Origin of the sequence: uncultured Algoriphagus sp. (genome assembly GCF_963974365.1) — a bacterium.
In the GTDB taxonomy this organism is placed as follows: Bacteria; Bacteroidota; Bacteroidia; order Cytophagales; family Cyclobacteriaceae; genus Algoriphagus.
Genome location: NZ_CAXBBX010000011.1, coordinates 1 through 19,160, shown reverse-complemented (window position 1 = coordinate 19,160; position 19,160 = coordinate 1). Strand labels below are relative to the sequence as shown.

The 19,160-nt window shown below is 41.4% G+C and carries 19 protein-coding genes; 6 read left to right on the top strand and 13 right to left on the bottom strand.

The window, feature by feature from the left end; genetic code table 11:
• Positions 1–22 precede the first annotated feature (22 nt).
• A complete protein-coding gene (locus tag AACZ87_RS15245; RefSeq protein WP_339868475.1) occupies positions 23–646 on the top strand; it encodes a SprT-like domain-containing protein in 624 nt (207 codons plus the stop codon).
• On the opposite strand, the gene scpB is transcribed toward AACZ87_RS15245, so the two are convergent.
• The 4 genes from scpB to AACZ87_RS15225 all read right to left on the bottom strand — a co-directional run bounded on the left by scpB (position 643) and on the right by AACZ87_RS15225 (position 4,779).
• Positions 643–1,203, bottom strand: coding sequence for an SMC-Scp complex subunit ScpB (gene scpB, locus AACZ87_RS15240; protein ID WP_339868474.1), 561 nt, complete (start codon positions 1,201–1,203; stop codon positions 643–645). The two genes, AACZ87_RS15245 and scpB, sit on opposite strands and share 4 nt — an antisense overlap.
• 3 nt (positions 1,204–1,206) lie before the next feature.
• Entirely contained in the window at positions 1,207–1,590 is a 384-nt protein-coding gene (locus tag AACZ87_RS15235; RefSeq protein ID WP_283412391.1) for a TraR/DksA C4-type zinc finger protein, read from the bottom strand.
• Between the two features lie 424 nt (positions 1,591–2,014).
• On the bottom strand, positions 2,015–2,185 hold the full coding sequence (locus AACZ87_RS15230; protein WP_339868473.1) for a hypothetical protein: 171 nt from the start codon (positions 2,183–2,185) through the stop codon (positions 2,015–2,017).
• A gap of 71 nt (positions 2,186–2,256) precedes the next feature.
• Positions 2,257–4,779, bottom strand: a complete 2,523-nt coding sequence (locus tag AACZ87_RS15225; RefSeq protein WP_339868471.1) for a lamin tail domain-containing protein — start codon at positions 4,777–4,779, stop codon at positions 2,257–2,259.
• A gap of 356 nt (positions 4,780–5,135) precedes the next feature.
• Between AACZ87_RS15225 and AACZ87_RS15220 the strand changes: the two genes are divergently transcribed.
• Positions 5,136–6,125 carry an aspartate-semialdehyde dehydrogenase gene (locus tag AACZ87_RS15220; RefSeq protein ID WP_339868469.1) on the top strand — a complete coding sequence of 330 codons (990 nt, stop codon included), beginning with the start codon at positions 5,136–5,138 and terminating at the stop codon, positions 6,123–6,125.
• Positions 6,125–7,309 (top strand): class I SAM-dependent methyltransferase, encoded by a 1,185-nt coding sequence (locus tag AACZ87_RS15215; protein WP_339868468.1) that lies wholly within the window; start codon positions 6,125–6,127, stop codon positions 7,307–7,309. The genes AACZ87_RS15220 and AACZ87_RS15215 overlap by 1 nt, the downstream gene beginning before the upstream one ends.
• 17 nt (positions 7,310–7,326) lie before the next feature.
• Here AACZ87_RS15215 and AACZ87_RS15210 read toward each other — a convergent pair whose 3' ends face one another.
• Positions 7,327–7,587 (bottom strand): DUF4834 family protein, encoded by a 261-nt coding sequence (locus AACZ87_RS15210; protein WP_339868467.1) that lies wholly within the window; start codon positions 7,585–7,587, stop codon positions 7,327–7,329.
• 75 nt (positions 7,588–7,662) lie between these two features.
• The gene (gene carB / locus AACZ87_RS15205) at positions 7,663–10,482 is read right to left on the bottom strand and encodes a carbamoyl-phosphate synthase large subunit (RefSeq protein ID WP_339868466.1); all 2,820 of its coding nucleotides are present in this window, start codon (positions 10,480–10,482) and stop codon (positions 7,663–7,665) included.
• A gap of 286 nt (positions 10,483–10,768) precedes the next feature.
• Between carB and AACZ87_RS15200 the strand changes: the two genes are divergently transcribed.
• Together AACZ87_RS15200 and AACZ87_RS15195 are read left to right on the top strand one after the other, a co-directional pair.
• Positions 10,769–11,764: a sugar kinase gene (locus tag AACZ87_RS15200; protein WP_339868464.1), complete on the top strand. Its 996-nt coding sequence runs from the start codon at positions 10,769–10,771 to the stop codon at positions 11,762–11,764.
• A 7-nt stretch (positions 11,765–11,771) separates the two neighbouring features.
• On the top strand, positions 11,772–12,431 hold the full coding sequence (locus AACZ87_RS15195) for a bifunctional 4-hydroxy-2-oxoglutarate aldolase/2-dehydro-3-deoxy-phosphogluconate aldolase (RefSeq protein ID WP_339868463.1): 660 nt from the start codon (positions 11,772–11,774) through the stop codon (positions 12,429–12,431).
• A gap of 48 nt (positions 12,432–12,479) precedes the next feature.
• Here AACZ87_RS15195 and AACZ87_RS15190 read toward each other — a convergent pair whose 3' ends face one another.
• From AACZ87_RS15190 to AACZ87_RS15175, 4 genes are all read right to left on the bottom strand, one after another.
• Positions 12,480–12,986 (bottom strand): GNAT family N-acetyltransferase, encoded by a 507-nt coding sequence (locus tag AACZ87_RS15190; RefSeq protein ID WP_339868461.1) that lies wholly within the window; start codon positions 12,984–12,986, stop codon positions 12,480–12,482.
• Positions 12,987–13,072: 86 nt separating this feature from the next.
• On the bottom strand, positions 13,073–13,510 hold the full coding sequence (locus AACZ87_RS15185) for a UPF0158 family protein (protein ID WP_283412381.1): 438 nt from the start codon (positions 13,508–13,510) through the stop codon (positions 13,073–13,075).
• 95 nt (positions 13,511–13,605) lie between these two features.
• Positions 13,606–14,253, bottom strand: a complete 648-nt coding sequence (locus AACZ87_RS15180; protein WP_339868459.1) for an alpha/beta hydrolase — start codon at positions 14,251–14,253, stop codon at positions 13,606–13,608.
• A gap of 4 nt (positions 14,254–14,257) precedes the next feature.
• Positions 14,258–14,740: a cytidine deaminase gene (locus AACZ87_RS15175; RefSeq protein WP_339868458.1), complete on the bottom strand. Its 483-nt coding sequence runs from the start codon at positions 14,738–14,740 to the stop codon at positions 14,258–14,260.
• A 121-nt stretch (positions 14,741–14,861) separates the two neighbouring features.
• On the opposite strand from AACZ87_RS15175, the gene AACZ87_RS15170 reads away from it, so the two are divergent.
• Entirely contained in the window at positions 14,862–16,199 is a 1,338-nt protein-coding gene (locus AACZ87_RS15170; protein WP_339868456.1) for a saccharopine dehydrogenase C-terminal domain-containing protein, read from the top strand.
• Here the strand turns inward: AACZ87_RS15170 and AACZ87_RS15165 are convergent.
• The 3 genes from AACZ87_RS15165 to AACZ87_RS15155 all read right to left on the bottom strand — a co-directional run bounded on the left by AACZ87_RS15165 (position 16,189) and on the right by AACZ87_RS15155 (position 18,740).
• A complete protein-coding gene (locus tag AACZ87_RS15165) occupies positions 16,189–16,902 on the bottom strand; it encodes a methyltransferase (RefSeq protein WP_339868454.1) in 714 nt (237 codons plus the stop codon). The genes AACZ87_RS15170 and AACZ87_RS15165 overlap by 11 nt on opposite strands.
• The gene (locus AACZ87_RS15160; protein ID WP_339868452.1) at positions 16,902–17,504 is read right to left on the bottom strand and encodes a DUF2179 domain-containing protein; all 603 of its coding nucleotides are present in this window, start codon (positions 17,502–17,504) and stop codon (positions 16,902–16,904) included. Before AACZ87_RS15160 ends, AACZ87_RS15165 begins: the two co-directional genes overlap by 1 nt.
• A gap of 69 nt (positions 17,505–17,573) precedes the next feature.
• Positions 17,574–18,740 (bottom strand): MFS transporter, encoded by a 1,167-nt coding sequence (locus tag AACZ87_RS15155; protein WP_339868451.1) that lies wholly within the window; start codon positions 18,738–18,740, stop codon positions 17,574–17,576.
• Between the last annotated feature and the right edge of the window lie 420 nt (positions 18,741–19,160).

Below are 19,160 nucleotides of genomic sequence, written 5' to 3'. Positions count from 1 at the left end.
TCTTTTTTTTGTACTTTTCGAAATGAGTAGTCCTGAAAAACTTAGGCAACTTTTGTCCCAAAAGCTTCCTTCCGTAGCCCTCAACTATGCCGTTGAGCTATGGGAAAAAGAACCATTTTCCTTTCGAACAACAGCTACTCGTAAATCAAAATTAGGTGATTTCAGATATAGAAGAGACCGGGAAATCCAAACGATAACAATCAATGCGGATCTAAACCCTTATCAGTTTCTTCTGACCTATATCCATGAAGTAGCACATCTGCATGCCTTTGTGAGGTTCGGAATTGAAATTGCTCCCCATGGGGCAGAATGGAAATCAACTTTTCAGCAGTTAATGATTCCCATACTTTCCACCACATTCTTTCCGATTGATTTACTCATCCCTTTGCGCAAGCATATGAAAAATCCAAAGGCCAGCTCATCGGCTGATCTTTTTCTGATGAAAGAAATGAGTAAGTATGATGATAAAAACACAAATTCAGAGATCCTTTTTCTCTCCGACATCAAACCCGGAATTCGGTTTTTACTTTCTGGAAGAGAATTTGAAAAAGGAGAAACGCGAAGAACTCGAGTGCTATGTCAGGAAGTAGGGTCTGGTAAAAAGTATTTAATAGCCCAATTGGCTAAAGTAACACTGATCGATTAATCCCTTTCCTCGCCAATCTGGTTATCAGGCTGAGAGAAATCTTTTGGCTGTGGCAACTCCGAAAGTGCATTGATTCCAAAATACTCCATAAACTTATTGGAAGTGCCGTACAGAAGTGGTCTTCCTAGACCATCTGATTTACCTTTTATATCCACAAGCTCTTTTTCCAGAAGCTTTTGAACCGAATAATCACTGTTCACTCCTCTTATTTGTTCAATATCGCCCTTAGTTACTGGCTGCTTGTAGGCAATAATAGATAAGGTTTCTAACTGAGCAGTTGACAATCGCTTCTGGGATTGCTGACGAAGTAAAATGCTGATAGAAGTTTGATAAGCTGGCTTGGTCAAAAACTGGTAACCTCCACCCAGATGCTCCAATTGAAATGAGAACTCTTCAGACTGATATTTTTCAATCAATTCACTAATTGCCTGATTGACATGATCATCAGGAATCTCAGCCTCAAACATTTCTGAAAGGCATTTTACGATCTCTTCCTTGGGTAAAGGATCCGGAGCACAAAAAATCAATGCTTCAATATGCCTATGGAGGAAATCCAAAATTTACTTTTTAGCGAGTTTTGCTTCAATGGAATGCATGGTATGTGGCACAGCCATCAATCTTTCCTTTGCAATAAGTTTTCCAGTATCAACACAAATTCCATAGGTGCCATTTTTGATACGGATCAATGCGTTTTCAAGATTGTAGATGAATTTCTGTTGTCTTGCCGCTAATTGATTCTGACTTTCACGTTCCAGTGTATCCGCACCATCTTCTAGCAATTTCGAGGTGGATGCTGTGAAATCCGTACCACTATCATTTTTCTTACTGAGGGATTCTTTCAAAGAAAGTAATTCTTCCTTCGCGCTATCAAGCTTTTTTAAGATGATCACTTCGAATTCTTTTAATTCTTCCTGAGAATATGCGGTCTTTTCTTCCTTGCTCATAGCCAGCTAAAATTAGGTAATAGTATCGGGACGGTTGTTTTTAGAATTAGTTCTCTAAAATACATGTACGCATTGGATTTCCAAGAAATCACGAGCCTCCTTTTAATGAGAAATTAAGGCCATTTTCAAATTTGGGGCATATTTCACCATGATTCAATTAGAATAAAACAATTGAAAAACAGATAACATAAAGTACTGCCGAGATATACAGATGACCTTTAAAGACTTCAAAAAGCTGATAATCAAAACACTAGTAGTTTCCAAAAATTGTCTGACAATAAAACTTCAGCACAACTAGTATTTCACTTAATCTTAATAAAAAAATGATCTCTCAATCCAAACAAAACAGCAGCTCACCTCGAAGTGAAATCAGAAATAACCTAAAAATTAAAAACACAGATAAAATCCAGACATAAAAAAACCGTCATGCGACGGCTTTTTCTTCTTGTAGCATTTTCTGCAATCGTTTCTGCAGAACCAACTGTTCAGCATCTACCCGATATTTCAAATTTAAGTACTGAGAAACCTCCTTGAGGTCTTTTCCATTTTGCAGGTAAATTGTCTGAATGGCTTGAGTGATTAGGTCTTTTTCCATGGTTTTTGGGGTGTTAAGCCCCTTAAGATACAATTTTCTAAGATTGAAACTCAGAAATTGCCCTAATAAAATTACAATCTTGTCGCTACGACAATCGTTTTTCGAACTATTTTCACCTTTCCAGAGAGGTCATACAATTCTACGAGCAAAATGTAATAACCAGGTCTCACGATCTTCCCCTGACTATCTGTGCCTGTCCAAGTAAGCAAACCAGATACTCCTAATAGCTCATTTTGAGCTAATACATGTATCAACTGACCAGCTGTAGAGTAAACCCTAAAATTCCCGATCCAACCAGCTTGATCAAGCTCGTACCTAATTGAGGTAAATGTATTTCCATTACTCCCTTCCGGATCAAATACTTCAGGGTCAATTTGGATCAACTCACCTTCAAATTCGCCGGAAATCACCTGAGAATTCTGCCGGCCAGGTGTTGCATACTCCTCAATTGCAGATGCAGAATGCCAATTTGAAGATAAAGAAGCTGGCGACTCCGTCGAAAGTCGCTCCAAAGAAACTCCCTTTGGATCTCTCAGAAGTGGATGATGAAGATCTTCAGAGTAGGTAAATGACTCGGCAATACTCCCTGCAGAATCCAATAACACTACCGTACCTCCACCAATCGGATAGCTTGGAAGCGTGGCTAATCTCACAAACTCTCCAAATGCCGATTTGGAATAATCTATCTTTAGCATATCTGGATTTGTGGTAAATGCCAAAAAACCTCGCGGAGGAATAATGATAGAAGTTTCACTGAGCGGCTTCACTTGATCCACTTCCCCTCCTTCATCAAGATTCGCAAGTTTCCAATCGTTAATCTCCAAATAATTATCCGTCACATTAACCAGTTCCACGAATTTTGGTGAGCCTGTTTTGGGATTAAAAAGCAGCTCATTGATAAGCACATCTCCGATTTGAGCTTTGACTGGCAGTACTAGTAGCAGAGCCTCAGCTTGGATATATTCATTCCCCGAGCAATCTGTAATTCCATTTATACTGAGATGATAAATCTTGTTCAAGATGAATTCCTCCGAAACGAGAATCTGAATTTGCTTGGAAGATAAATGGAAGACAGAATCAATCCCCAAGCTTGGTTCAAATTTAAAGTTTGATTGATCAAAATCAGCCAGAATCGGTTTTGAAAATGTTAAAAGAAGACTCTTCGAAGAAGTGAATTCAAATAAATTTAGGGCAGGTAAGCTTCCGTCAGGAGATAAATCAAATACTGAATTTTGCCGACCTGGAGTTCCACGGAGTGGATCTATCGAAGCTTTCAGCAAATCACTTTGCTCACAGGCATAGAATGGATTAGCAACTTCCAAACTAAATCCACCACCAGCAAATTCGCTACCTCCCCAACTGCCCGTTGCATAAGAAATCATGTCGATTTCACTTCCTCGATCATCTTTCAACCACAATTGATCGCCTGAATTCAAAAGTGTTGGCCAATTCTTAAGTGGAATCACCCTTCCATATTCGTTCAATTGTGAAGTTTGATTTTCCGGAGCAAAAAGAAAAAACTCACTTGGCTGAATCCATGCCTCCAGCAAAACCACAGTAGATCTTGAGTTAGAAAATGACAACCCTTCAAGCCTAATAGGATATTCGCCTGCATGAAAAACTTCCACAAACTCCACATTTGGCAAGTCAAGATCTGCTTTCGGAGCAGGCATAATTTCGTTGATCACAAGCGTTTTTGAAGGAATAAAAGTCGGATCGAAAAACTGAAAAGAAATTACTGAGTCCTTTAAAAAGTTTCCTTCCAAATCTGGAACCTTGGAGACCATCAACTCATACCTTTTCCCATGCTCAAGCTTTTCATCAAAACTTAAATACACCAAAGAATCCAATTTCCTATTCACAAATGATGGTTCTATTTCATTCAGGCTATAATTAAAGGCAAACTCAGAAAACACTGGATCTACCGCTTCATCAAACTGAATTTCAATTTGTTTCTCATCATATCCACGAACCTTTGTAATCTTTGGGGGTATTTTATCCACTACAAATTCCCCAAACTCAAAGTCATCCATCAACCATTTTGCACATGAGCCAGAACCTGCGCCATACTTTATTTCCAGTTTTAAATAAACTTCTACATCCCCAGAAAAGCGATCAGGTATATCAAGTTCAAAATTCCTGAAATTCTGATCTTCATTTGCGAATTCAGCTTCTCCACCCAATAATTCTGCACTTGAATACTCACCCTCCAAACTATTACTCCAACTGAAATAAACCTGAGCAGCTCTATTACCTGTTCCGTTTTTCATAGATCTAGCCCAGAATTGCACTTGAGGATCAGAGAATTCAGATGGAGAAAGTCTGATAATAATTTCCCCATCAAAAGTAGAAATTGGCTGAACAGCCAACCCTTTGCTCCCATTTCTTCCAAAACCATTTGCCTGATAAATTCGGGAAGAAGTCGCCCTGATTTCATTGCCAAACCATCCCGGCAAGAACTCACTTGGATGATTAACGATAATAAATTCTGTTTCGAAACGCTGAATCTGATTAGTCGCAGCAGAGCCAAACACTAGCCCAACGGGGAAAACCGCTGTATAGACCAATTGCCAAATAAAAAATAAGCCAACCATAAACCAGTCAAATAAAAAATGTAGTCTAAATATAAAAAGCAAAATGATGTCAAACTATACTTTTTGTTAGCTTTTATTGCTTTTTCAGCAAAATATTTGAGCCTCATGCCTGAAAATGAATCAGTAGCTCTTACTTTTGTGCTTCAAAAATTTTCAACAACTACTTTTAAAGAGATGAGATCGAGCAAGATTAAGGATTCAATAATTGAATTGAACCAAAATTCTGCGTGATCCCATCAGACCTTTGAAAGACAAATTTCAAACTGGTGAAATCGAGCATGGATAATTTCTCACACTCCGAGATGTTATAAATTCAGCGAGATTCCATATGGCCTTTAAAAAACTATTTTAATCATATGAAATTAGCAGTGGTAGGAGCTACCGGCTTGGTAGGCTCAGAAATCCTAGAAGTGCTAGCAGAGCACAATTTCCCTTTTGACGAACTTCTATTAGTCGCCAGCGAGCGATCGGTAGGTAAACAGATTGATTATAAAGGTAAACCTTACACTGTTATTGGGCTTGAAGAAGCTGTTTCATTGAAACCTGAAGTGGCTATATTTTCAGCAGGCGGAAGCACATCTACCGAGTGGGCTCCAAAATTCGCTGAGGTAGGTACTATTGTCATCGATAATTCTTCAGCATGGAGAATGGATCCAACCAAAAAACTGATTGTTCCTGAGATCAATGCAAAGGAATTGACAAAAGAAGATAAGATCATCGCAAATCCAAATTGCTCTACCATTCAAATGGTGTTAGCTCTGGAGCCTTTGCGTAGCCGCTACGGCATCAAAAGAATCGTAGTGTCTACTTACCAGTCGGTGACCGGTACGGGCAAAGCAGCGGTAGATCAGATGATGTCAGAGCGTGCAGGAGAAAAGGCAGACATGGTCTATCCTCACAAAATTGACATGAATGTACTTCCTCACATCGATGTGTTCCAAGAAAATGGCTACACGAAGGAAGAAATGAAAATGATCAAGGAGACTAAGAAAATCTTCAGCGACGACACAATCCAAGTAACTGCCACCACAGTGAGAATCCCAACTATGGGTGGACACTCTGAAGCAGTTAACGTGGAATTCAAAGAAGACTTTGACCTGGCGGAAGTCCGTGAATTGCTGGCTGCAGCTCCTGGGGTAATCGTACAGGACGATCCAGCAAACTTCATCTATCCAATGCCGATCACAGCGCATAAAAAAGACGAGGTATTCGTAGGCCGCTTGAGAAGAGATGAGTCTCAGGCTAATACTCTAAATATGTGGATTGTAGCTGACAACCTTAGAAAAGGAGCTGCAACCAACGCCGTTCAAATCGCAGAATACGCGCTCGCAAACGACCTGATTTAATGGATTTGACCCAATATCATCGGGCTGACTTCCAACAATTTGTGCAGGATCATCTTACGGAAGATCCTGCACTTTTACTTTTTAGATATCAGGGCAAAACTGATTTCGATTTAAAAGCTGCAGTGCAACAGATCTCTGCACGACAAAAAGCAGCCAAGAAACTTTCTACATGGGCTACAAATCCTCAGGTGATTTTTCCTGCTTCCATTTCTTTGGAGCAAAGCTCATCTGAACTAACTGCCGAATTCAAAGCTAGAAACCGAGCAGGAAAACTCATGATTGACCTCACTGGTGGCTTCGGAGTAGACAGTTTTTTTCTGGGAAAAAACTTCGAGAAAGCTACATACTGTGAACAGCAAGAAGAGTTAGCTGAGATAGCTGGGCACAACCTCGAAGTGTTAGTCCCAAAGAAATTCGACATTGTTAAAGGTGATGGATTAGTATTTTTAGCTCAGTCGGAAAAGCAGTTTGATTTGATTTATGCTGATCCAGCTCGCAGGGGAAAAGGCAATCAAAAGCTTTATAAGCTTCAGGATTGCGAGCCTGACGTGGTCAGTTCCTGGGAAATGATGAAAAGTAAAGCGGATGTTATCCTCCTTAAAGTATCTCCTATGCTTGATATTTCTCAAGCAGTCTCTGAGATTCCAGACATACAAAGGGTTCAGGTGATCTCTGTAAAGAATGAAGTGAAAGAATTGCTTTTACACTGGAGTAAGGAAGGCGTAGAATCTACTTTTACAATAGAAGCAATTGATTTAGGAGCTAAAGAAACAAGTTTTTCATTTGAACCAAGCAAGGAAGAAAGTATCAATTCCGTATTTGGAGACGTGGAGAACTACCTGATTGAGCCATTTTCAGGAATATTAAAGGCTGGGGCATTTAAGACTTTCGGAGAGCGATTTGGATTGAGCAAACTTGATCCCAATAGTCAATTGTACACTTCATCGCAGGCTCCTTCCGAAATTCCAGCCAGAGTTTTCAAAGTAATTCAAGAAGTCCAGCCGAAGAAAGGGGAAATCAAAAAGCTGTTTCCATCTGGAAAGGTGAATGTGATCACTCGAAATTACGCCATCGGTTCTGAAGTATTGAAGAAAAAACTTGGGATTAAAGATGGTGGAGACGACTTTTTGATAGGAACAAAAACGCCGAGTGGGTTTAAAGTGTTCTGGTGTAGGATGCTTTAATAAAAAAAAGTGAAGGATTAATCCTTCACTTCTTCATAATCGACGTATTCTCCGCCCTTGATATCTTTTTGCCTTTTTTCAGCATATTTTTTCGGAATAACATCCACATGAATCCCGTCCTTAGAAGTCTGAGTACTTTTTCTTTGTTCTCGTTCTGCCTCTTTAGCGACTTCATTCACATGTTGCGCAAATTTCGCTAGTTTACTTCGAAGAAAATATCGGATTAGTTGGCCGAGTAGCCAACCAACTCCGAGTACTATTACAAGAAATTTCCACACAATAGGTTAATATTTTATTCTTTATTCAATTTAATGTTCCCTATTCAGCTTTTAGAATTATGACTTCAGCTCTAATTATCTACTCAAATAGAGATTTCTCTCTGCGTAGATTTTCAAGAAATAATCATCCATCAGGTCGTCGATAAAGTAAATCGCTTCACCGGTTGATTTCATTTCAGGCCCCAATTCTTTATTTACTTTCGGGAATTTATGGAAAGAGAAAACTGGCTCCTTGATAGCATAACCTTTTTTGTAAGGCTTGAATTCAAAGTCAGTCACTTTTTCCTCTCCCAACATCACCTTTACGGCATAGTTTACATAAGGTTCTCTGTAAGCCTTGCAAATAAATGGCACCGTACGGGAAGCTCTTGGGTTTGCTTCGATAATATAAACCTTGTCATTTTTGATTGCAAACTGGATGTTGATCAAGCCTACAGTTTTCAGTGCAAGGGCAATTTTCTCAGTATAAGTTTCGATCTGACGAATCACCAAATCTCCCAAGTTGTATGGAGGAAGCACAGCGTAGGAATCACCAGAGTGAATTCCAGCAGGCTCGATGTGCTGCATGATACCTATGATGTACACATTTTCACCATCACAAATCGCATCAGCTTCTGCTTCAATAGCTCCTTCTAGGAAGTGATCAAGCAAAATTTCATTGTTAGGAATATCTCTCAAGACATCCACCACATGCTGCTCAAGTTCTTTTTCGTTGATCACGATCTTCATACCCTGTCCACCTAACACGTAGCTTGGGCGAACCAAAAGAGGGAAACCAATCGTCTTACAAAGCTCAAGCGCTTCGTCTGTATTATGAACAGTTCCAAATTCAGGATAAGGAACGTCTAGGTCTTTCAATAAGCTGGAGAATCTTCCTCTATCTTCGGCCAAATCCAACGCTTCAAAGCTAGTACCGATGATTTTGATACCGTATTTCTCCATCTTCTCAGCAAGCTTCAAAGCTGTCTGACCACCCAACTGAACGATCACACCTTCAGGCTGCTCGTGTAGGATGATTTCGTAGATATGCTCCCAGAAAACTGGCTCGAAGTATAGTTTATCTGCAATGTCAAAGTCAGTCGAAACTGTCTCTGGGTTACAGTTGATCATGATGGTCTCGTAGCCACATTCTTTGGCAGCCAAAACTCCGTGTACACAAGAATAATCAAACTCGATTCCTTGACCTACTCGGTTCGGACCAGATCCAAGAACCACTACTTTTTTACGATCGGATTTTACTGACTCATTTTCAGTACCGAATGAAGAATAATAATATGGAGTCTTCGCTTCGAATTCAGCCGAGCAAGTATCAACCAACTTATAAACTCGCTTGATACCCATTTCTGTGTAGCGCTTGTCAAAAACTTCGCTTTCCAAGCAGTCAAGCAAGTGTGCGATTTGACGATCCGCATACCCTTTTCGCTTAGCGAGATCCATCAATTCCATCGGAATAGTATCCAATTTGAATTTTTCAATCTCTCTTTCCAAGTGAATCAATTCTTCGATTTGCTTCAAGAACCACTTATCGATTTTTGTCAAATCATGGATAGTTCTGAAAGAGATCCCAAGTTTGAATGCATCGTAGACATGGAAAAGTCTATTCCAGCTCGGATTAGCCAAAGAATATAAAATCTCATCCTGATTGCGCAATTCTTTGCCATCAGCTCCAAGACCATTTCTCTTGATCTCTAGTGACTGACAAGCTTTCTGTAGGGCTTCCTGGAAATTTCTTCCGATTCCCATTACCTCACCTACCGACTTCATCGATAGACCTAGTCTTCGGTCGGCCCCTTTAAATTTATCAAAGTTCCAGCGAGGAACTTTTACAATTACGTAATCTATGGAAGGCTCAAAAAATGCTGAAGTTGTTCCGGTAATAGAGTTTTTCAACTCATCCAGATTATATCCTATAGCCAGTTTAGCAGCTACTTTCGCGATTGGGTATCCAGTCGCTTTAGAAGCTAAAGCTGAAGAGCGGGAAACTCGAGGGTTGATCTCGATACCGATGATTTCAGAGTTATCAGGGCTTACAGCGAACTGTACGTTACAGCCACCTGCAAAATTCCCGATGCTGTTCATCATTGTGATCGCATAATTTCTCATGCGCTGAAACGTGGTATCAGGTAAGGTCATCGCAGGTGCCACTGTGATAGAATCACCTGTATGCACACCCATAGGATCAAAGTTCTCAATAGAACAGATCACGATCATGTTACCGATGTTGTCACGCATTACTTCCAGCTCGTATTCTTTCCATCCGAGAATACTTTGCTCGATCAATACTTCGTGAACTGGAGATGCCTGCAAACCTGCAGAAAGCGCTTGTTCAAATTCTTCTGCAGTTTCAACAAATGCACCACCTGCTCCACCTAAGGTGTAGGAAGCTCTGATGATCAATGGGAAACCAATTTCTTGTGCGATTTCTTTTCCCTGAAGAAAAGATGTAGCTGTGGAACCTTTACATACGCCCACGCCGATTTTTTCCATCAGCGCTTTGAATTTTTCACGGTTCTCGGCAGTATCAATCGCATCGATATCAACGCCGATCATTTTGACACCATATTTATCCCACACGCCACCTTTGTCGCAATCTATTGCAAGGTTCAACGCGGTCTGTCCACCCATGGTAGGAAGGACGGCATCGATGTCTGGATGATCTTTGAGGATTTGTACGATGGATTTCTTTTCCAAAGGGAGCAAATACACATTATCTGCTGTGACCGGATCGGTCATGATCGTTGCAGGATTGGAATTGATCAGCGTCACAGTGATACCTTCTTCACGAAGAGACCTGGATGCTTGGGAGCCTGCGTAATCAAATTCGCAAGCTTGACCAATAACGATGGGACCTGAACCAATGATGAGAACGTGCTTGATGCTGCTATCTTTAGGCATTAGAGAGGGAGATTGAAGAGAAAGTTTTGCTTAAGTCCAAATTGGGGCAAAATTAAAAAAATATTCTGAAGGGGCACGGTAAAACTCAAAGAAATCACTCTTTATACGAAACATCACTGACCAACCAATCCTTGAAGTTATTCTATTCCCTACAAAAAATTGAAGAGAAAAAATTGGTAAACCAATTTTTGACATTTATTATTGTCCTATAATTAATTGGCAATTAGAACATAATTTGCCTCCACAATTTTTCGGAAACTCATCATCCTTTAAACCCAGCTCACAAATGCCTCATAGAATTATCACGCTTGGCGAAATCATGCTCCGCCTTTCTACACCGGGTTACGAGAGATTCATCAATACCAGATCTTATGACGTCATTTATGGCGGTGCCGAGGCAAATGTAGCCATCTCACTAGCAAACTGGGGGGAATCTGCAGCTCATGTGACTGTATTCCCCACCAACGATATCGGCAAGGCTGCTACTAACACGTTGCAATTTGCAGGAGTAGATACCTCCCTCATCCAATTCAATGAAGGTCGGATGGGTATTTATTTTGTGGAAAATGGAGCAATGCAACGTTCTTCCAAAATAATATATGATCGTTTTGATTCCGCCTTTTCCAATTTAAATCCCGATGACTTCAACTGGGAAAAGATATTTGAGGGCGCAGATTGGTTCCATTGGACTGGAATAACTCCTGCGGTATCGCAATCCGCTGCAGACCTTTGCAAAGCTGCCGTAAACGCTGCTTCTAGACTCGGTGTAAAAATCAGCGCGGACATCAATTACCGAAGAAATCTATGGCAATATGGCAAAGGCCCTATGGATATCATGCCAGAATTGATCAAACCATCGCATCTGATCATCGCGGGTCTGACCGACTTCGAAAACTGCATGGGAATCACAGACACAGACTATTTGCAAGCGTGTGAAAAAGTTAAAACCATGTGCCCATCACTTAAATATGTTTCCACCACACATCGTGATTCCATCAGCGCATCGGCCAATGATCTGAACGGAGTTCTTTGGAATGGTGAAACCATGCTAGAGTCCAAAACCTACGAAATGACACATATCGTGGATAGAATCGGAGGTGGAGATGCATATATGGCTGGATTGATCTATGGACTATTGCATTTCGACGATCAAAATGCACTTGATTTTGCAGTTGCGGCTTCGGTGCTAAAACACTCTATCCCAGGTGATGCCAATTTCGTCTCTGTAGATGAAGTGAGCCAATTGGTGGAAGGAAAAAATGTAGGTAAACTTTTACGATAATTATAAGATGAGATTTTCAAACAGTGAAATGTTAAAAGCTATGAGCGAAACAGGGATGATTCCCGTATTCAATCATGTAGATATAGAAGTAGCAAAAGGCGTTCTTGACGCTTCCTATAATGCAGGTATTCGGGTTTTTGAATTCACCAATAGGGCAACAAACTCGCTAGAGGTTTTCAGGGAGCTTTATGCATATGCAGGAAAATATCCAGATATGGTCATGGGTATAGGCACCATTTTCACCACCGAAGATGCAAATGCTTTTATCGAAGCTGGAGCAGATTTCATCGTTTCTCCTGCCTTGATTCCAGAATTGGCTGTTTTCTGCAATTCCAAAGAAATCTTTTGGATTCCAGGTTGTGCGACCATGTCTGAGATTTTTCAGGCAAAAAGGCTTGGAGCAACCTTGGTAAAAGCATTTCCAGGAAATGTGGTAGGATCAGCATTTGTAGCTGCTGCCAAGTCCGTTTACCCTGAGCTGCATATCATGCCAACTGGAGGAGTAGAACCGACCGAAGAAAACTTGAAAGAATGGTTTGATGCTGGTGTGTATTGCGTGGGAATGGGCTCGCAACTATTCAAAAAAGAATGGATCAAAAATCAGCAATACGATCTCTTGGAGAATAAAATCAAAGAAACTTTACAAGTGATTAAGAGCATTCGGTAAGAATTAAAAGTGGTAAGAAATTTCCGAACTTCTTACCACTTACATTCTTTACTTTTTCGGATGAGTAACTAACTCATAATACTGTTCTAACAATGGCAAGCCATAATCCCTTGATTTCATTTCACTGATCTTACGGAAACCCATTCGCTCATAGAGGCTAGCCGCAGCATCCAGTCCTGCAGTGGTGTATAAATAGGCAGCATCATAGTTGCGATCCAGATAGAATTCCATCCATTCTTTCATCAACCTACTTCCGATTCCAAACCCACGAAATTCTTTTGCGAGGATAAAATACCGCAACTGAGCTCTATTTGCAGGGCGGTGCATCAGTAATACAAAGCCGACCAGCTTACCTTCACTTTCTACAACCCAGACTTTATCCCTTTTTAGATTGTAGGCGCGATAGAATTCAAGCAAACTCTCCATGACATAAGCTTCGAAACCTAGCCCGAGATCATGCTCTTCTGAATAGACTTTGCCATGTAATGCCGCCACCTGTCCAAGGTCTCCTGGCTCAAGGGTATTCCGTATTAAAAAATCAGGCAGCTTTTGCATCCAATTAAAATATGAAATATTGGCGAAATCTCACTCAGTGGAGTTATAAAAAAATAGCCGCCCAAAATTGAACGGCTATAAATGTCTTAATCTTCGGTGTAGTTGAAACTATCAACTTGCTCTTTGATCCAGTCGTAGTACTTTTCCTTTCGGAATTCTATCCATTCGGATTTGTACTTGGAATCATCGATCAAAAACTTGAAAGCGGTATTTGCCTTTGGTTTGGTCAGTGAGCTCACCAAATCATCCGCTAGATTTTTCTCTTTGACTCGACGGTCAATAAAATCCTGCATCATCTGATGCTCCTGAGCTGGCTCCATCTGGGTAAACTCGGCATAATTGTCCGGGTTTTCTTCGATTTCATCCAGTACATCCTCTTCAGCCTCAGTCAGATCATAGTTGTAATAATCCTCATCATCTGGCATCTGATGAATTCTTTTCTTGTCGATCTGATAGAAACAGATCATTCCTTTGAGTAATTGGGTTGAGATAAGGTCTATCTCCTTTTCAGTAAGCGAAAGCATTGATGGTTTACAAAATTTTCAGAAAAATAGTGAAAGTCGAATTGTGATCAAATTATAGTATTAATTAAGCAATTGAAGCGCCAATATAATGGGATTTAATTACTTGAATCAAGAATTTTTGAAAGCATTTCAATATCAATCTCGTGGCCTCCGGCAAAAGACAGCTTTTTCACCTCCTTGCCCAAACTTTTGATCAAACCCTCCTGTTTTTCAATACTTTCCGAAGTAATAAATTCATCCTGATCCCCAAGAACTAGCGTCAGTCTAGTCTTGGAAAATTTCTCACGAGCATCTTCCAAAATCAAATCTTCAGCAAATCCCCCTGCCCAAAGTACCAACTGATTTACCTGACCTGGCCATCTACTTGCCCAACGCGTGGCCGTCGCCGCACCCTGTGAGAATCCCAGCACATTGATTTTTGGTTTTTCTGAATACTTCGTGAGCAGACTTTCTATCAACAGATCCAAATACCTATGATTGTTTTCGATAGCTATTTCCCGCTCATGCTTAGTCATCCAATTGGCTCCAACTCTTCCCGCAAGGCCAGTGAGATATCCATAATTGGTAGCTTCAGGTGCAACAAAAAGCCGCTCTGAAGAATCGAAACCTTGGAATTTTCGGATAAAAAACTCTGCTAATTGCCCATAGCCGTGCAGCACCAGCCAGATCTCCTTCTCTTCGAAAGTAGGCTCATGCGTGACCGAGTAATGCGCTTGATACTGAAAATTGATACTTTTCTTCAAAACACTAAGCATTCAAATCGTCAAACTTAAAAGGCAAAAGCGTCTTAATTCCAGGAAAGCGAAGTACACTTCCATCAGGATTCTGGATTAGGATGGAGATTGGCCGATTAAATCGCATTTCCATTTCATTGATCGTCTGCCGGCAAAGCCCACAAGGCGAAACTCCAGCCCAAATCTCCTCGCCTTTTCTTCTCGCTACAATGGCGATTTGCTTAACTGCCAGATCAGGGAAATTGGCTCCAGCATACCCAAGCACCAATCGCTCGGCACAAACGCCCACAGGGAAACTCACATTTTCCTGATTGCTGGACTGAAGAATCTCTCCAGACTCAAGTCGCACAGCCGCACCTACATGAAAGTCAGAATAGGGCGCATAAGCCTTTTCTGACACTTTTCTCGCCCGCATCATCAGCTGTTGCTCTTCGATAGTCAGTTCATCCCAGCCCAGTTCTTCAAACTCAGCTTCTATTTTAATTTTCTTGCTCATCGTTGGGTAAATTGGAGTTTTCCTAACGATTAAGGTAGGGAAATGTTCCTTTTTATATTCTCTCTACAATTTTTTACCCTAAAATATATTCTCCATTTTAGCTTCAATAACCCGACATGCAATGCATACCATTCTGATTTTAGGAGGTGGAAAATCCGCCATTTTTCTGATCGATTTCTTAGCCAAAAGCTGCCTAGCCAAAGACCGCAAGTTGATTTTGGCGGATCTCCACCTAGCTTCTGCTCAGGAAAAGCTTAAAAATCAGCCAAATACTGAGGCCCGTCAGCTAGATATTGAAAATTCGCATGTTCGGCAGTCTATGATCAAAGAAGCAGATCTAGTCATTTCCATGCTTCCCGCTTTTATGCATCCTAAAGTGGCAAAAGACTGTCTGGAATTTGGAAAACACTTTTTCTCGGCATCCTATGAGTCGGAGGAAATGCGTGAAATGAAATCAGAAATCGAGGCAAAAGGACTCTTTTTCCTTAACGAATGCGGCCTTGACCCAGGAATTGACCACATGTCAGCCATGCAGATCATTGACTATGTGAAATCAAAAGGCGATGAAATCATCTCTTTCAAATCCTATTGCGGTGGACTTCTCGCGCCGGAGTCAGAAGACAATCCCTGGAAATACAAATTCACATGGAACCCCAGAAACGTGGTGCTGGCAGGTCAGGGCACTTCACGCTACATAGAAAAAGGCGATTTGAAATTTGTTCCCTACCATCAGCTTTTCAACAGGCTCGAAACTATACAGTTTCCGGGATTAGGGGATTTTGATGGCTACCCAAACAGGGATTCACTCAGCTACAGAAAGGTCTATGGATTGGAAAATATAGGAACCATGCTCAGAGGGACATTACGAAGAGATGGCTACTGCAAAGCCTGGAATGTGTTCCTGCAATTGGGAATGTGTGATGATAGTTTTCAGATGAATTTGCCGGAAGATACTACGCTGAGACAGTTCCTAAATTCATTTCTGCCTTACGACCCCGCGCTTTCGGTGGAAGAAAAGTTAGGCAATCTGATCCCTGATTTTGATTTTCCTACCTGGGAAAAAATTCAGTGGTTAGGCTTTTTCGGAAATGATTTGCTACCAAAGATAAGCGGTTCTCCGGCAGCTATTTTGCAGGCTATTCTCGAAAAGAATTGGAAGCTTTACCCGGAAGACAAGGACATGATTGTGATGCAGCACCTTTTCGAAATCAAAACTGGGGAAGGCACCAAAGAAATCCGATCAAGTTTGGTGTGCATTGGAGAAGATGCAACCTACACCGCTATGGCAAAGACAGTAGGCCTACCACTTGCGATTGCTGTTGATTTATTTTTGGATGGAAAAATCAACCTAACTGGCCTCCACGTTCCAGTACTTCCGGAAATTTATAATCCGATTTTGGCTGAGCTGAAAAGTCATGGAATTCGCTTCCGGGAAGAAGTTCGGGAGGTTAAGCCTTGAAGCCAAGCAGGAATTCTGAAACTAAGCTAGCGTAAGTTTCATGAGGCGTTTCATCTTCATTTTTGATAAAAATAGCTGATGTCTCCAACTCATTCTGACTTCTGGAAAAAGCACAAATTTCCCGTTGTATTCGCTTTCCGGGCTTGTCCTGCAGAGTGAATTTCCTTGCAGGAAACAATCCTTTCCCCTCTGCTTCCTTCTGAAAATCCTGCATTTGTCGTGGCGGAAGAATAACCCAGAACCGTCCATCTTCAGCAAGAAGTTCGGCCACTTTTCCCAATAAATCCTCAAAGGAAAGCTCATCTGTATGCAAAGCCATATTTCGCTGCGCATTGGATGATTTGAGATGATCAGGAAAATAAGGCGGATTGCTGACAATCAGATCGTATTTCTGCTGAGGCTCGAAGTCCTGAAACCTACCTTCCCAAAGCTGCATGCGATCCGAAAAAATATTTATCTGAAAATTCTCCAATGCCTGAGATGCCGCCTGAGAATCTATCTCTACAGCCTGAATTTTTGCCTCTGGAAATCGCTGCGCAAGCATCAAGGCAATTACTCCAGTTCCAGTTCCTATGTCCAATATTTGTACTGGCGATTCGGCTTCTGCCAAGGCTCCAAGCATCACAGCATCCGTGCTTATTTTCATTGCACAGAGATCCTGATTGACCCGAAACTGCTGAAACTGGAACCAGGAATTGGCCATTAAGTACGGGCTTTGCTGAAGAAACTCATATTAAATCGTGGCTTGTCATCCATCACATTTAAATCATCCTCAGATACCCGCTTCACGCTCTCGATAGTATAGAATGCTTTCTCGTCTATGCTCTGCACTTTGTCCACAAACTCCTTCAAAGAATCCCGTTTCATTACAGTAAAAAGTAGATTCACCTTTCCGAAGCGACCTTCGCCACCCACATTGGTAAAGCGAAAATCACGCTCTTTCATGTACTCGATCAATTGCGGAAGCGGCTTCGGCGTGATCACTCTCACAAGTACTCTTCCCAATGCCAATTTTTCCTCAAAATACATCCCCACGTACGTTCCAGTACCAAATCCACCTGCATAAGCCAGATAAGACAGCGGATTATCTATGTTTTGAAAAATCTGACCAATCGCCAAAAGCCAGATCAGAGCCTCAAAAAAACCCAAAAATGGCGCAATATTCTTTTTCCCATTCATCATAAACATGATTCTCAGGGTGTTGATAGAGACATCACCTACTCTTGCACAGAAGATAAGCAAAGGCATGATCAGGTAATCAAACAATTGTTCTGACACGCCTAGGGATTGAAGGAATTCTTGCATAGCAAACAGGGTCTTAATTTGAGCGCAAAATTACACCCTATTCTATCAAGGACGAAATAATAGTTGGTATTAGATTTTACGATCTCTCCCTGCTGACATACCGAAAATGGTAAATGCCAGAGCAAAGAATAACAAAAAGAAAATCAGCACATTCCAGTTGTCAAAAAGATCCAGCGACACCCCAAAAAGAAAAGGGCCAAGCGCCGCCAAATAATACCCGGAAGACTGCACCATTGCCGAAAGTTTGGCAGTGGTCTGATCCTCAGCGGTACGCAAAGCAATCAACGTATAAGCGATGCTCAAACTCGACCCCATACAAATCCCTACGATTCCCAGCGAAGCATAAGTCACCAACTCGTTTTCTATAAACAAACCCGCATATCCCAACACATAGGCTACTCCCACAGTCAATACAACCCCACTTTGCTCCCTGAGTTTGATCAGGAAATTCGGAGCGAAATAAGATCCAAGCAGAGAAATCACCTGCATCATCGAAGACACAAATCCCGCCTGAGCAGGAGTCCAACCCCGGGAAATCAACATATCCGGCAACCAGGTCACCATGGTAAAATACATCACGGACTGACAGCCCATGAAAATAGTGATCTGCCAGGCCAACTTGGATTTCCACACATTTTTTGCAGGATCGGTGACTTCAGTGAGACTTGCCTTAGGTCGCTGAAGTTGTGGAATCCATAGTATCATCGCCAAAACCATAAATACAGCCCAAAACGCCAAAGATCCCCGCCATCCGAAATCCCAATCCACCGCAATCGGCACACTCATACCTACAGCAATCGCAGCAAAAAGCGACATCATCGTAGCCAGCAAAGCTGTCATCAAGCCTAGCTTCTCCGGCAGTCTGACTTTGATTAAAGGAATCAGCAGCACATTGGCAATCACTATCCCGATCCCAGTCAGCGCTGTGCCAAAGAGCATTAACTCAATTCCTCCCAACACACGAAGGATCACGCCAGCAGTAAGAATAGCAACTCCCAAAAACACGGCTCTTCCCATTCCCAGTCGCTTTCCTATTCCTGGAGCAAAAAGCGAAAATGTCGCAAACGTCAACAGAGGAAGTGTTGTGAGAAATCCCGCCAAGCCATTGGATAAACCCAAGTCCTCCCGGATAAATGGAATCAGTGGACCAACCGACGCTATTGAGGTGCGCAAATTGATCGAAACCAAAATAATCCCGGTGATTAGGAGTGATTGAGAAGAAAGTGGTTTTGTCAAAACTGAGGTATAAAAATTAAAGGGTGTTACGATTGGATTTAGCGATTGGCTAAAGGGCAAAACTAGTGAAATTTCACTTATTAATATGCTGTAGAACTGATCGTGCCTTTGGCACTCCTAGTGATTTCGAATTGGTTTTACCCAGAATTTCGCTTCTCTGTATTCGGGGCTGTTAATGGTTGTGCCGTTGGCACAAAAAGCGCACTAGAGTCGATAAAATACTGCTTACACACGTTGATCTATTGCTATTCACATAGCTTCAATCCATCAATCATCACATTTATTGGGACTTCCAATCCCTTGCCAACGGCAAGGTCAGTAAAAGCACAGAATGCAATTCTGGGTTTAGGATGATAACGTTAACCAAAGAGAGGCTGTCTCATATTGATTTTCATAATTTAAAATAGCCTTTTCTATTCA

Excerpts from the sequence above, each read along its gene's own strand:
- AACZ87_RS15245 (WP_339868475.1), top strand. The coding sequence starts at position 23 with ATGAGTAGTCCTGAAAAACTTAGGCAACTTTTGTCCCAAAAGCTTCCT.
- AACZ87_RS15235 (WP_283412391.1), bottom strand. The coding sequence starts at position 1,590 with ATGAGCAAGGAAGAAAAGACCGCATATTCTCAGGAAGAATTAAAAGAA.
- AACZ87_RS15230 (WP_339868473.1), bottom strand. The coding sequence starts at position 2,185 with ATGGAAAAAGACCTAATCACTCAAGCCATTCAGACAATTTACCTGCAA.
- AACZ87_RS15225 (WP_339868471.1), bottom strand. The coding sequence starts at position 4,779 with ATGGTTGGCTTATTTTTTATTTGGCAATTGGTCTATACAGCGGTTTTC.
- AACZ87_RS15220 (WP_339868469.1), top strand. The coding sequence starts at position 5,136 with ATGAAATTAGCAGTGGTAGGAGCTACCGGCTTGGTAGGCTCAGAAATC.
- AACZ87_RS15215 (WP_339868468.1), top strand. The coding sequence starts at position 6,125 with ATGGATTTGACCCAATATCATCGGGCTGACTTCCAACAATTTGTGCAG.
- carB (WP_339868466.1), bottom strand. The coding sequence starts at position 10,482 with ATGCCTAAAGATAGCAGCATCAAGCACGTTCTCATCATTGGTTCAGGT.
- AACZ87_RS15200 (WP_339868464.1), top strand. The coding sequence starts at position 10,769 with ATGCCTCATAGAATTATCACGCTTGGCGAAATCATGCTCCGCCTTTCT.
- AACZ87_RS15195 (WP_339868463.1), top strand. The coding sequence starts at position 11,772 with ATGAGATTTTCAAACAGTGAAATGTTAAAAGCTATGAGCGAAACAGGG.
- AACZ87_RS15190 (WP_339868461.1), bottom strand. The coding sequence starts at position 12,986 with ATGCAAAAGCTGCCTGATTTTTTAATACGGAATACCCTTGAGCCAGGA.
- AACZ87_RS15185 (WP_283412381.1), bottom strand. The coding sequence starts at position 13,510 with ATGCTTTCGCTTACTGAAAAGGAGATAGACCTTATCTCAACCCAATTA.
- AACZ87_RS15175 (WP_339868458.1), bottom strand. The coding sequence starts at position 14,740 with ATGAGCAAGAAAATTAAAATAGAAGCTGAGTTTGAAGAACTGGGCTGG.
- AACZ87_RS15170 (WP_339868456.1), top strand. The coding sequence starts at position 14,862 with ATGCATACCATTCTGATTTTAGGAGGTGGAAAATCCGCCATTTTTCTG.
- AACZ87_RS15165 (WP_339868454.1), bottom strand. The coding sequence starts at position 16,902 with ATGGCCAATTCCTGGTTCCAGTTTCAGCAGTTTCGGGTCAATCAGGAT.
- AACZ87_RS15160 (WP_339868452.1), bottom strand. The coding sequence starts at position 17,504 with ATGCAAGAATTCCTTCAATCCCTAGGCGTGTCAGAACAATTGTTTGAT.